At 38.4% G+C, this 12,532-nt stretch carries 13 protein-coding genes and 1 tRNA gene; 4 read left to right on the top strand and 10 right to left on the bottom strand.

Annotation, left to right across the window (positions count from 1 at the left end; all coding sequences use genetic code 11):
- Positions 1-226 precede the first annotated feature (226 nt).
- Positions 227-487, bottom strand: coding sequence for a type 1 glutamine amidotransferase family protein (locus GM920_RS06605; RefSeq protein ID WP_182954691.1), 261 nt, complete (start codon positions 485-487; stop codon positions 227-229).
- 717 nt (positions 488-1,204) lie between these two features.
- Here GM920_RS06605 and GM920_RS06600 point away from each other — a divergent pair.
- Entirely contained in the window at positions 1,205-2,248 is a 1,044-nt protein-coding gene (locus GM920_RS06600) for a methyltransferase (protein WP_182954688.1), read from the top strand.
- Positions 2,249-2,263: 15 nt separating this feature from the next.
- Entirely contained in the window at positions 2,264-3,112 is an 849-nt protein-coding gene (locus tag GM920_RS06595; protein WP_182954685.1) for a class I SAM-dependent methyltransferase, read from the top strand.
- Positions 3,113-3,501: 389 nt separating this feature from the next.
- Here GM920_RS06595 and GM920_RS06590 read toward each other — a convergent pair whose 3' ends face one another.
- Positions 3,502-4,683 carry a TlpA family protein disulfide reductase gene (locus GM920_RS06590; protein WP_182954682.1) on the bottom strand — a complete coding sequence of 394 codons (1,182 nt, stop codon included), beginning with the start codon at positions 4,681-4,683 and terminating at the stop codon, positions 3,502-3,504.
- Positions 4,684-4,857: 174 nt separating this feature from the next.
- Positions 4,858-5,490 (bottom strand): phage integrase SAM-like domain and Arm DNA-binding domain-containing protein, encoded by a 633-nt coding sequence (locus GM920_RS06585; RefSeq protein ID WP_182954680.1) that lies wholly within the window; start codon positions 5,488-5,490, stop codon positions 4,858-4,860.
- 909 nt (positions 5,491-6,399) lie between these two features.
- Between GM920_RS06585 and GM920_RS06580 the strand changes: the two genes are divergently transcribed.
- Entirely contained in the window at positions 6,400-6,927 is a 528-nt protein-coding gene (locus GM920_RS06580) for a hypothetical protein (RefSeq protein ID WP_182954678.1), read from the top strand.
- A 57-nt stretch (positions 6,928-6,984) separates the two neighbouring features.
- On the opposite strand, the gene GM920_RS23975 is transcribed toward GM920_RS06580, so the two are convergent.
- From GM920_RS23975 to GM920_RS06545, 7 genes are all read right to left on the bottom strand, one after another.
- Positions 6,985-7,299, bottom strand: coding sequence for a phage integrase SAM-like domain-containing protein (locus tag GM920_RS23975; protein WP_182955430.1), 315 nt, complete (start codon positions 7,297-7,299; stop codon positions 6,985-6,987).
- Positions 7,300-7,401: 102 nt separating this feature from the next.
- The gene (locus GM920_RS06570; protein ID WP_182954676.1) at positions 7,402-7,635 is read right to left on the bottom strand and encodes an Arm DNA-binding domain-containing protein; all 234 of its coding nucleotides are present in this window, start codon (positions 7,633-7,635) and stop codon (positions 7,402-7,404) included.
- Between the two features lie 277 nt (positions 7,636-7,912).
- Positions 7,913-7,999 (bottom strand) — tRNA-Ser (locus GM920_RS06565).
- 109 nt (positions 8,000-8,108) lie between these two features.
- Complete coding sequence (locus GM920_RS06560) at positions 8,109-9,074, bottom strand: YihY/virulence factor BrkB family protein (RefSeq protein ID WP_182954673.1); 966 nt, start codon at positions 9,072-9,074, stop codon at positions 8,109-8,111.
- A gap of 9 nt (positions 9,075-9,083) precedes the next feature.
- Complete coding sequence (locus GM920_RS06555) at positions 9,084-9,491, bottom strand: acyl-CoA thioesterase (protein WP_182954671.1); 408 nt, start codon at positions 9,489-9,491, stop codon at positions 9,084-9,086.
- 1 nt (position 9,492) lies between these two features.
- The gene (gene mltG / locus GM920_RS06550) at positions 9,493-10,548 is read right to left on the bottom strand and encodes an endolytic transglycosylase MltG (protein ID WP_182954668.1); all 1,056 of its coding nucleotides are present in this window, start codon (positions 10,546-10,548) and stop codon (positions 9,493-9,495) included.
- 16 nt (positions 10,549-10,564) lie between these two features.
- Positions 10,565-11,335 (bottom strand): PASTA domain-containing protein, encoded by a 771-nt coding sequence (locus tag GM920_RS06545; RefSeq protein WP_182954666.1) that lies wholly within the window; start codon positions 11,333-11,335, stop codon positions 10,565-10,567.
- 146 nt (positions 11,336-11,481) lie between these two features.
- On the opposite strand from GM920_RS06545, the gene GM920_RS06540 reads away from it, so the two are divergent.
- Complete coding sequence (locus GM920_RS06540; RefSeq protein WP_182954664.1) at positions 11,482-12,468, top strand: D-alanine--D-alanine ligase; 987 nt, start codon at positions 11,482-11,484, stop codon at positions 12,466-12,468.
- The last annotated feature ends 64 nt before the right edge of the window (positions 12,469-12,532 follow it).

The following is a 12,532-nucleotide window of genomic DNA, read 5'->3' as shown; positions in this document are numbered from 1 at the left end:
ATGATCGGGGTAAGAAAGTCTAAAGCCTCGATGATTACATACTAGCTGTTAGCTATAGCCCATTACTCATTTTTTGCAGCATTTATTAATTCTATAATCTTTAATGCTACACCGTTTGAGGATTGAAAATTTTGTCCAGTGACTATTCTTCCGTCCGTTTATACATGTGAGGCGTTACGAGCAGAAAACAAAAAAACTGCTCCTCCTTCTTCAATTGCCTTTTGAATTAAGAATGGAAAGTACTTAAAATAGTCTCCATCTTGCTTTTCGAATGAATCAGGGTAACCACTAATTTTGCGGTTCCATGACAAACAGAAGAGATGATCCCTTTATTTTCAGGCACATCATACATCGCAGATCCACCACCAATGTAATGAACAGCTTTATAATTTTTTGAATCAATTTCTGCAGGTTTTTTAGTGTTTTTTATGCCATACATAAAATCTGGGTCAAATAAATATTGCTTTTGCAAGGTGTCGGAAGTCAAAGTGTTTTTAAGAAGATGCAATGCTTAATATTTAACATCCGATTTCAGTTTAAAAGTATAGTCCTGCTATTAGTCCGATTATCCATTTTTTTTTCATTTGCTCTTACCATAGTTTTGTTAATGCGATAGTTTTTTTGACCTAAAACTTAACTATTCATTAACCTTATAGAATTCAATGAATCAAAAGATGTACTATTTACTCAGCGCCAACTGTAACCGTTACGGTAAAGGATCTGGGAAGTTCTAAATTATTGTATGCGCGGAGCGAATGGGGTGATCGCCGTGCAAACAAATAAAGCACAGGGTAAATTTGAAATTTCCTTTTCAGAGCAAGTCCAAATTACCAGTGCAAACATTTCACCGTTCCATCCATTAAATGCAAAACAGAAATTGGAGTGTTTTTCTGATATTCCTTGACAAGGACAATATCCACGTGTGTTCCTGGAATAAAATCAAAATATATCGTTATCTTTATGTTGGCGATATCTCCCTGCATCATTTAATGAAGCATTTATAAACCTGAAGTTCAATAGCTGTTTTTTCTGTTCAGGTATTAGCTGTTCCCATAATCATCTTCCTATTTATTTCTGTTTTTTTTCTCTGTCACCCTTGAATTTTAAGGTGCTAAGGAGCCTGGTGTCACCAAAAAATGAAATGTCAATTTAATAGGATCGGCCAATGCCTCAAGCGGAGGGATCAGCCACAAATCAAAACAAAATGGAAAAAGGGAACAACCAACCAACTGCCGCCAACATTATGCAGATTGGCACCGGATTCTGGGCTTCAAAAATTCTTTTGGCTGCAGTGAACTTTCAATTGTTCAGCCTCCTCGCAGAAAAGAAGACCATGTCAGCACAACAGATTAAAACTACGTTACAGCTTAAGTGTACAGACAGAAGTGTCTATGATTTTTTAGATGCATTGGCTGCATTTAAATTCCTGGATCGTGAAGGGCTTTTAGCAACCGCCCGTTACTCAAACAGTAGGGATTCAGATCTATTCCTGGATAAAAATAAACCCTCCTATATTGGCGGCATACTTGAAATGTTAAACAATCGTTTGTATCGCTTCTGGGGAAATCTGGAAGAAGGATTGCTTACCGGTTTACCACAGAATGAAGTTAAAGATGGGTTAGAGAGTCCTTTTGTAATGCTTTATAGAGATCCGGAAAAACTAAAGGAGTTTATTAATGCAATGGGCGGTATTCAGATGGGCAATTTTATAGCATTTGCGCAGCAATTTGATTTTTCAAAGTATAAAACACTGACAGACGCGGGAGGGGCAAGTGGCTTACTTTCTGTGATGGTTGCTAAGTATCAGGATCACATGACCTGTACAAGTTTTGATCTGCCAGCTGTGGAGTCAATGGCTAATGATAACATTCAACGTTTTCAATTGGCAGATAGGGTGAAAACAACGAGTGGAGATTTCTTTTCAGGACCCATACCAAATGGAGACGTTGTAGTTATGGGAAACATACTTCACGATTGGAATGAAGAGAAAAAACTGATTCTTATGAAAAAAGCATATGATGCGATTCCTTTTGGTGGTGCATTTGTCGCCATTGAAAATGTAATTGATGACGAAAGAAGACAAAATACCTTCGGACTGATGATGAGTTTAAATATGTTAATTGAAACAGGGGAGGGCTTTGATTACACATTCGCCGATTTTAACAGGTGGGCAAAGGTTGTGGGCTTCGACTCAACTTCAGTTGTTGCGCTGGCTGGATCAAGCAGCGCGGCAATAGCTTATAAATAAAAAATATTTTATATCATGGAACAAGAACTTGAAGTAATTCGCGACCAGCAAAAAGAATTATGGAATAAATTTTCACCTGGCTGGAAGAAATGGGACGAGCTTATGATGGATTTTTTAAAACCTATGGGTGATGAAATTGTCCGTGTGCTTAATCTCAAAAGTAATAATATGGTGCTTGATATTGCATCAGGCACGGGGGAGCCCGGATTAACAATAGCCTCCAGGTTGGATGCCGGAAAAGTTATACTGACCGACCTCGCAGAAGATATGTTGGAAATCGCTGCTGAAAATGCAGCAAGGAGAGGTATTACAAACATGGAAACACGGGTTTGTGATGTGAGCAATCTTCCATTTGCAGACAACTCTTTTGATGCCATAAGTTGCCGGTTTGGTTTCATGTTTTTCCCGGACATGCAGGTGGCAGCTAAGGAAATGGCAAGGGTGTTGAAGCCAGGAGGAAGAATTGCCACAGCAGTATGGAATATTCCTGAGAAGAATTTCTGGATTTCTGCAACTATGGGGGTGATTAATAAAAATATGGAACTACCCGCGGTCCCAGCCGGAGCCCCGGGGATGTTTCGCTGTGCCAAAACGGGTGTGATCTCTGACCTGTTTCTGGAATCGGGGTTGACCGACATTTCAGAAGTAGAAGTTGCAGGGAAATTGGATTGCAAGACAACAGACGTTTATTGGAAAATTATGAATGATGTGGCGGCCCCTGTTGTAGCAGCACTAAGTAAAGCAGATGAGGCTACGAAAGCTAAAATAAAGACAGAAGTTTTTGATTTACTGAACGAAAAATATCCTGATGGAAATGTGGTGATCGATTCCAGTGCTATTGTAATTTATGCGGAGAAAGGCTGAGTTCCTACTGACTCAAAATTTACTTACTGAACACTTACTAATTATCCTGCATAGTAGTATGACCGTATAGTCTCATATAATTGCAAAGGTATATCTACTCTTATTTTCTGTGGGACAATTCCTTTTCTAATCCAACAAAGCATTTGCAAAAACTGGCTGAGGAAATATAACATCAACTTTTATTCGCTATTTTGCTTCTCTTATCAGCTGACTGTTAAAAAAATAGCTGACGATCCATTTCCGCCAAGGCCGAGCCCTTGGTGTTTGCTGGAAAAAAATCATCCCTGCTCGCTGCGCTTGCGAGGTATTTTTTTCTGCAAAGCCTTGTCTTGAAAATGGATGGTGTTCAGGAGCGGTGGTTTACCAAAAAGACTGGAGTGGTTCTCTCGTTAGTTTGTGAAACCAAAGCTTGCATTACCTTCTCGACTATTTATTGATGCTTTCAATCTTTCAGTAAGTTCTAATTCCAAATCTTTATAATACCCATTATAAGATTGAGCTACTAATCCATTTTTATCCAATAAATAAAAGGAAGGATATCCATCATAGGGATATGCAACCTGTACAGCTTTTTCTGAAGTATAGCTTGGTGTTTTTACATTTTCCCTATGGTCAAATTTAATGATTGCCTCCTTTTGGTCTACAGGATAAATATTGACAATTACAAGTCCCTTTTCCTTGTATTTTTCATGAAGTCTGTTAAGCATCTGGGCAGCCCCGACACAATGCGGACAACCTATCAAACTAAAGTTTAGTAATACCAGTTTTCCTTTTAATTTTTTCAGATCAAAGGCATTGCCAGATAGATCGAAAGCTTTTATCGCAGGTGCAGGTGTTCCCTTTGGCAAAAACACAACAGGTTTACCTTTTGGTGGTATCCTAAAGTGGGTAGGGATCATAGCTATCGACAGGTCTGGAAAGTTCTTCTTGTCAAATTGATAATCGCTATAGGTATGGCTTTCGATGAGGGAAAAAATTGAACCATCATCTGCATTACCTTTCATTTGACGTGTAATATGTATGGGTAAATTGCTTTTTTTATCAATAATGAAGTGGGTTGCGTTATATTGACGGATATTATTTACAATAGTATCTGTTTTAATAGCGCTGATATTTGTATATGGAATATTGTTAATTACCGTATCTTGAAGCTGGCTGATTTTTGTTAGTGGCAGATGTGATAATTTATCCATACTTTGCGCCCAATACAGAAGTGTGCGGGTATTTTGCCCATCAACGCTTTCCTTCTGCACTGTATAGGTGCTATCCCTTAAGTTAAGTCTTACCATTTTATTTCCGTCAAAGGCATAAGAAGCATCACTACTCTTTAACAGATAATACCCGCCACCAACTGGCTCCGTGGGTAGGAGAAATAGCTGAGATTTCAGTGTATCCGCAGAAAAATCATCCTGAAAATGAAATTTAGTACGTACGATATCTGAATAGCTGAGGTTTTTAAAAGATCTAATTTTTAGCGCAGATTTTTGAAGTGTTTGCGCATTCGCCTCGACAAATCCCAGTAGGGAACAGAAGAGTATTGAGGAAAATTTGTTAGGCATAGATAATCTCATTTCTAAAAATAAGGTGAAAAATTAATATAGGCATTATTGTATTCAGTTAAAATATGTTAAAACCTCTCTAATGATTACAATTCATTGGGTTTATATCTAAGCCTTTTGGATGTGAGTTTCTTATTTTGCATCAGTGTTAGCTCCGCGGTTGTCAGGAACACCCTTTCGACCTTCTTAACTTTTGCCTTGTAATTTGCAAAGGGGGTTCTTCTCTATCCAGCCACTTGCCAGAGCAATGCGTATGATCTTGTTGAAGTTCTTTAAGTATTTGACGGTTGAATTATTGCCGCACCTGCGGACTGAACGGAGATGAAAATCGTATTCCATGATAAACTCGTGGTTGATTTTCTTAAGGTCGAGGTCGTCTACCCGATATTTCCATTGTATGAACCCAATGGTATGTTTGAGCGATGTCCGATAGCGTTCAGCGGTTCCCGAAGCACATTCCGTACCAACGAGCGCTTCGAGCTTCATGTTGTGATCACTGAACACGCCGACGATAGTTCTCTTGATAGTCCCCTTCCCGGTAAGCGCATCTCGCATCAACCTGGCCGTGATGGGTTCTTCGGTATCGGTGAGCCTTCTGTGAATCTCATAGAGCTTGTGCTGAAGGCTGTCAAGTAACTGGTTGAATGTACGCACCTCTTGGCGGTTGCCCTTCATCATCCCGGTCGATTGGTTCCAGTTTTCTGGTTCGCATGTGCGGCCTGCAGTTAATTCCTCACGTTTACCGTCTACAGTGATACGTAGGTATACAGGCAATGGGCCTTCCTGATAGTTTTTGGGCTTTTTTAGAAAAAAGCGCAACCCCTTTTTGATAGTTTTTCTGTTTCTTCATGTAGAAGAGTAGGCTGAAATTAGTTTTCATAATGTTGCACATTAAAATTTAAACAAATTTAGCTTTGCTACTACTGCCAGTCAAGATATTGGAATTTTCAACCTGTTCATTATCAATGAAATAAGGTCTATTCGGTGAGTACCTAAAAATACCTTCAACTACTCACCGAATGACTCACCAATTATATCTGAATTGATGCTTTATTTGGCTTTGGTTTTAAATGAAAAAACCCGCAAATCGTATGATTTGCAGGTTTTTTCGAAATCTAGTCACCTAGTGGCGGAGAGTGGGGGATTCCAATAAACCGAATTTAAATACTCTTGAGCCTGTATTTTATTCCTTTTTTGTTCATAGGACACCTTATTGGGGCACCATCAAAACAACACATAATCGCTATTCCTCGTTTACTTTCAATTTACGTAAATAATAGGAATAAATACAATAAAACACATTTAATTTATTGTATTTGTTGGCAGGTTTCTGTTTTTTTACTTAAGATACAATGTATCTGTTGGCTATGGATCGAGCTCTTCATAGTCTCTGTTTAAAAATTCGTTTTTCGATATTGTAGGTGTATTTTTTCTTTTGTAGCGTAATAAATTTACAAATGTTTTATGAAAACATTATGCTTAGGACAAGGAGATATACGCTAAGTTGGAAATTACACCAAAGCTCAGATCGATAAACACTATCCTAGAGATGAATATAGATCATTGATTTTCATATGAAGAAGACTGTATGGGAACATTCTGATGAATTAGTACTAGGAAGATAGGTATTCTTCTGTTCGATTGTATTTTATGCTTTGGTGTTTTTTTGTGTCAAATTGATGTTTGCTTATTGAAATAATATGATATCTTTACTGTATATAAAATAATATGAAAAAAACATCTTTTTTTCTGCTACTTGTATTGACAATGCTGGTTGGAACAGCTCAAATATATGCGCAGGCCTCCTGGGTAACAAAAAAAATTGACAATAGACTGTCTGTAAAATTTCCAGGAGAGCCACAGAAAACGATAAGAAACGGAGTTGACAGTTATATCTTCAAAGGAAATGACAGTATTAGTTACAGCAGTACCTTGATAGATTATAAGGTTTTGGCCCATTTGGACTCGGCCACTCTGGCGCCAATCAAGGACAGCCAGGGTTTTGTAGATAGAATGAAGGAGGGTATAGTTGCCCAAAAGGCCAATTATACCTTTGGAGATATCATTATTGGTACATGGAAAAACTATACTACTTATAATATCACGGGAGCTGACAATACCAACAAGAAAAAGCTTTTGATACACATGATATTGATCGGAAGTAAAATGTACATGCTTTCATACCTAGTGCCCGATGGACTGGTTACCAAAAACAATGAAATGTTTTTCGGTTCAGCCGAGCTATCAAAGATTTAGTGCTTAAAAAGCGGAAGGAGAGTTGTGTTATGATTCATTTGTTAGAAGCTTGGCAACTCATCCCATTTGATGGGAAGTGTCCAATTTGGTGGAGATAGCGGTAATAATTTTCCTCCATATTAAATATGGATGCCTCCTATCAGACCTAGACAGAGTCAATTGAGGGGAGATTCCATATCGGATAGGATTCGAATTATTGGCGCATTTTCGGACAGACCGTAAGTAAAAATCGTATCCATGGATAAAAGCATGGTCTACTTTTCTAATGTCTATATCACTGATGTTGTATTTCCATTGTAAAAAGTCCAGGGTGTGCTTTAAAGAGGTTCTGTAACGCTTCGCAGTGCCTTTAGAGAACCAGAGCCCACCAATGTTTCCATTTTGTGGTTATGGTCTTTAAATACGTCTATTAAGGTACATTGCTTTTCTATCTTTCCCTGAAACTGATCTCGTAATCTCTCGGCAGTGATGGAATCATCTTTTTCTGTTAATTGCCGATGTGCCTCGAATACCTTGTTTTTGCAAGTCGTCCAGATTAGCGTTAAAGGATTTTGCTTCTTCTTTTCTGCTATTACTACTACCTGATATCGTATTCCATTGTGAAGGTTCACAACTACGACCAGTGGTAACTTCCGCACGGTTGCCATTCACGGTAATGCGAAGATAGATAGGAGCAACCCCTTTTTGATAGTTTTTTGGCTTCTTCATATAGAAGAGCAAGCTGAAATTGGTTTTCATAATGTTAAACATTAATGGTGAACAAATTTAGCTTTGCAGTAATTAGAAATCAAGATGTTTAGTCTTGTAACCTGTTTATTGTCAGGTTTTTGATTGCTATTCGGTGAGTCTTTTGTGTTTTTAAATTTACTCACCGAATCACTCACCTATAGGATCGGAATTCGTGCGAAAATTGTAACCCTTTAAAATGCAAAAAGCCTGCTATCGTATGATTTGCAGGCTTTTTGTTGGTTTTGATACCATTGTGCGGAGAGTGGGGGATTCGAACCCGCGGACCCTTTGACAAGTCAACAGTTTTCAAGACTGCCGCAATCGACCACTCTGCCAACTCTCCGTCACAAAAGTACAAACTCCGATTGATTCTGCAAATTAAGAAATAGATAATTTAACGAAAACCTGATAAGCCCCTAAAAATGAGCCAGAATAATTTTCTGTCTTTCCGTTTAATCTGCCGTAGGACCCTGTTTTTTGAATAAATTGTAGCTGGGACGCAAGATTTTTACACTTCTTTTGGATAGATCGACACTCGCATTTAGCTCAAAACCGACTAATAGTATCAAAGAATTCAAATATAACCAGATCATCAAGACGATTAATGTGCTGATAGAGCCATAGATTTTATTGTAAGAGCTAAAATTATCTATGTAAAAGGAAAATCCCCAAATGGTTAGGAAGGCAAGTATCGTTGCCAGACAAGAGCCCGGACTAAAGAACTTCCATTTCTTCACATGGGAAGGACCGTATTTATACAGGATGGAAATGGTGACAAAATAAAGGATGCCTAATAGTGCCCATCTGGTGAGTTGAACCAGGTACACAATAAAGGAGCCTTTGATGTTTAATTTATTTAAAATGATCACCCCAATGGTCATTGCAACGATACAAATAATCACTGATAAAGCAATTGTAATCGTTAACAGCACTGCAATCAGCCGTTGCTTTAACCAGCTTCGATCTTCGATGATTAGGGAGGACTTGTTAAAGGCCATCATCAGACTATGCACCCCATTTGTGGCGAAAAATAGCGACAGGAAGAAACCAAATGAGAGTAAGCCTCCGTTCTGCTTATTCACAATCTCATTTAAGGTAGCCTCAAAGGCTTTGTAAGCATCTGCCGGCAATATGAGTACGATCAGTTCCATAAGTTGTTTCTGGAAGCCGATACGCTTTGGAATAAAGGGAATGAGGGTAAATAAAAAGATGATCGCTGGAAATAAGGCCAGCATAAAATTATAAGCGAGGGAAGAAGCTTTATTGACTAAAGAATCCTTCCCGATCTCTGTAAAGAAGAATGTGGCAACAGTATAGAGGGGTAGCGGACTGAAACCAGGAAGTATACATACTTTTGTCCAATCTATAAACAAAGCGTAAATCCTGATTTTTAGTAGTTGCTTATGTACCCACTCCATCTATCAAATTTAATTAAAAAATACCTTTAACTTCTCCATGAAATTTTCAGGAGGGGAGCAAGGTTTGTTCTTTGCCATGTCGACAAACACCAGGGTAGTTTTACCAATATTAATCAGCTCACCTGCCTCATTAAACAATTCGTATACAAAGTAGATACGAACACCTGGAAGTTCATGAATGGTAGTTTTGATCGTGATTTCCTGATCATAAAGGGCAGGTTTGATATACTTACAGTTCAGCTCTAAAACGGGCATCATGATGCCGCTGCTTTCCATACCCGCATAATCCATACCCAGGCTTCTCAACATTTCTACCCTTGCTACTTCATAATACTCCGCATAGTTGCCGTAATATACGTATCCCATCTGATCCGTCTCCCCGTATCGTACCCTTACTTTAGTGCTATGTGTAAACATCCTATTTGAAAATGTTGCGTTTGTTCAAGGCCTCTCTATATTTTTTCGCGTTGATCTCATGTTCCTGAACTGTAACTGCGAAATTATGGTAGCCAGAGAAGTCTTCTTTAGCACACATATAGATGTAATTGTTATTGTCTTTGTTCAATACGGCATCAATTGCATTGATACTTGGCATCATGATCGGCCCTGGAGGTAAACCTGCATATTTGTAGGTATTGTATCTCGAAGGTACTTGTAACAGTTTATTGGTTACCCTTTTTACTGTAAAGTCATCATTTGCAAAGATCACTGTTGGATCTGCCTGCAATAGAATTCCTTTTTTTAACCTGTTCAAGTATAAACCTGCAATGATAGGCATCTCTTTATCGTATAATGCCTCGGCATCTACAATAGAAGCCAATACCGAAACCTGAACCGGGCTTAGATTTAAAGCAGCAGCTTTACGTTTACGTTCATCATTCCAGAACTTGTCGTATTCCTTCTGCATTTTCTCGAAAAACTCCATTGGAGCAATGTTCCAGTACACCTCGTAAGTGTTTGGAATAAACATCGTATAAATGTTGTCTTTATTGAATCCGTATTTCTCAATTAATGCTGTAGAATCCAATACGCTGATGAAAGCTAAGGAATCGGCTTCCAGGTTTTTCGCAAGGTAACCTGCGAAATCTTCTTTCTTCCTGATGTTCTGGAATTTTAATTTAACTGGATCCTGGTTACCTGATTTCAGCATGTTGATCAACGTTCTGTTGTTCATTCCTTTGCTTACTTTATAGCGACCTGGTTTCAAGTTTTGTGCAAGATCCATTTTCGCTGCGGCCTGACTGAAAGACCCAATATCTGTCAATATATCTTTCTTGCGGATTTCCTCAAACAGGTCATCGAGGTGACTTCCAGTTCTTACATAGACAAATTTTTCATTGCCAGTGATGTTAGGGGCAAAGAAGACTTTGTAGAATTTCAATCCGAAATAACCACCAACCACTAACACGACCAGTATTGCGGCCAATATTACTTTAGTACTTTTTTTAAAGCTTTTCTCGTTTTCGTTTGACATATTATGATGGTAATAATTATTTTTTGTTAGACAAGGTAATGTTTACCGGCGTTCCGATTTTAACTTTTGTTACGGAATCCGTTAAGAAAGGATCTTGCTTTACAATCACCGCATTTGCAGTATCTGTAATTTCGCCCTCATAGAGCACGTTTCCTAAAGTTAACATGGCACCATTCTTTAAGGCGAACTTAGCTTCATCCATCGTTAAACCAATTAAAGATGGAATATCCACTTCTTCATTTCCTTTACCATCACCCAAAACCAAATCAATTCTAGATCCTTTAGGCATAGACTCTCCCGCTTTAATCGGTTGGCCGCCAAATAAAGCCTCTAACACCACATCTCTGGCTTGATCGGATTTATAAGTAGTATCTCCTACCTTTAGTCCGAAGCTTTCTATTAAAGCCTGTGCTTGTCTAAATGGTTTGAATTCGATATCCGGGAATTTAACGTTTGGAGCCATGGCTACATTTACCGTTAGATAGATGGTACGGTTGTCTTTTACAAAGGTATTGGCTTCAGGATCCTGATCAATGACAATGCCCGGAGGCGAATCCATGACAAACACAGAATCTACTTCGTAACGAAGGCCTAATGCCTCTAACTTGCTCACCGCTTGCGTGAAAGCAAGCCCTTTTACTTCAGGAACATTTAAGCCCTGACCGTGTTTGGTGTAATATCTTAAACTAAAGAAAGCCGCCAGGATGATGACCACCACCGTAGCTATCGCGGCAATGATGTTGGTTCTAAAGGATTTAGTCTTTAGGTAAGATATGAATTTGCTCATAGGAATTTTTTACTCATTAAGGTATAAAGCCCAAATTTAGGCTAAAAAAATATTTTATTGGAATTAAAATGACATCTGGGTCAACTAATTTATATTTGTGCTTACAATTGACTTATTACTTTGAATAGGTTTTAACACGCTTAAAAATGAAGAAAACATTAGCATTACTAACCGGTGGTACCACGGGTGAGTGGGTGATCTCGGTTAAAAGTGCAGCCACTATCGCTCAAAATCTGGATGCCGACAAGTTTGATGTTTATAAAATAATGCTAACCCAACAAGGTTGGTTTTATGAACCTGCAGACTCTGTAAGAATTGAGGTAGACAGAAATGACTTCTCCCTAAATATTAAAGGTAGAAAAGTCACTTTTGATGGCGTTTTTATAGCCATTCATGGCTCCCCGGGTGAGGATGGTAAATTACAAGGCTATTTCGATATGTTAAACCTGCCTTATACCACTTGTGATGCGCTGACTTCTGCGATCACGATGAATAAAGCATATACTAAAGCGATTGTTAAGGACATTGAAAACCTGCATGTAGCAAAGTCTGCGCAGATTTTTAAAAACATTCCTTACAGTGTGGAACAAATCAAAAAAGACCTTAAAGTACCTTATTTCGTAAAGCCAAATAGTGGTGGTAGTAGTATCGGAATGAGTAAGGTAAAGCATGGTGCTGATTTAGAAAAAGCGATTGAAAAAGCCTTTAAAGAAGATAATCAACTGCTGATTGAAGAGTTTATTTCCGGAAGGGAATTCACGGTAGGTGTAGTGAAACTGGATGGCAAGTTAGTGGTGCTTCCAGCTACAGAAGTGGAAACAGCAAAAGAGTTTTTTGATTTTGAAGCTAAATATACACCTGGAGTAGCCACAGAGACTACACCAGCAGCAATCAGACCAGAAACTAAGGCCAGAGTAGAGCAAATCGCTAAAGATGTATATTTGAATTTGAACTGTAGTGGGGTAGTCCGAATCGATTTTATCCTGACGGAAGATGAGGGTGATTTTTACTTTATTGAGGTCAATACCATCCCAGGACAAACAGCAACAAGTTTTATTCCACAACAAGTTGCCGCAATGGGCATGAAACTGAATGATTTTTACACCAAACTGGTTAAAGAAACCATTGGTTAAATAATGATATTAAAAAAAAAAAGCTCAGTCGTACTTTAGGTATGGCTGAGCTTTTTTTTGAGGC

Source organism: Pedobacter gandavensis (assembly GCF_014172405.1).
GTDB lineage: Bacteria > Bacteroidota > Bacteroidia > Sphingobacteriales > Sphingobacteriaceae > Pedobacter > Pedobacter gandavensis.
This window is presented reverse-complemented; position numbering and strand designations above follow the sequence as displayed.

What these genes read in the sequence shown, in the direction of transcription:
- GM920_RS06600 (WP_182954688.1), top strand. Translation starts at nt 1,205, where the DNA reads ATGGAAAAAGGGAACAACCAACCAACTGCCGCCAACATTATGCAGATT.
- GM920_RS06595 (WP_182954685.1), top strand. Translation starts at nt 2,264, where the DNA reads ATGGAACAAGAACTTGAAGTAATTCGCGACCAGCAAAAAGAATTATGG.
- GM920_RS06590 (WP_182954682.1), bottom strand. Translation starts at nt 4,683, where the DNA reads ATGAGATTATCTATGCCTAACAAATTTTCCTCAATACTCTTCTGTTCC.
- GM920_RS06580 (WP_182954678.1), top strand. Translation starts at nt 6,400, where the DNA reads ATGAAAAAAACATCTTTTTTTCTGCTACTTGTATTGACAATGCTGGTT.
- GM920_RS06570 (WP_182954676.1), bottom strand. Translation starts at nt 7,635, where the DNA reads ATGAAGAAGCCAAAAAACTATCAAAAAGGGGTTGCTCCTATCTATCTT.
- GM920_RS06560 (WP_182954673.1), bottom strand. Translation starts at nt 9,074, where the DNA reads ATGGAGTGGGTACATAAGCAACTACTAAAAATCAGGATTTACGCTTTG.
- GM920_RS06555 (WP_182954671.1), bottom strand. Translation starts at nt 9,491, where the DNA reads ATGTTTACACATAGCACTAAAGTAAGGGTACGATACGGGGAGACGGAT.
- mltG (WP_182954668.1), bottom strand. Translation starts at nt 10,548, where the DNA reads ATGTCAAACGAAAACGAGAAAAGCTTTAAAAAAAGTACTAAAGTAATA.
- GM920_RS06545 (WP_182954666.1), bottom strand. Translation starts at nt 11,335, where the DNA reads ATGAGCAAATTCATATCTTACCTAAAGACTAAATCCTTTAGAACCAAC.
- GM920_RS06540 (WP_182954664.1), top strand. Translation starts at nt 11,482, where the DNA reads ATGAAGAAAACATTAGCATTACTAACCGGTGGTACCACGGGTGAGTGG.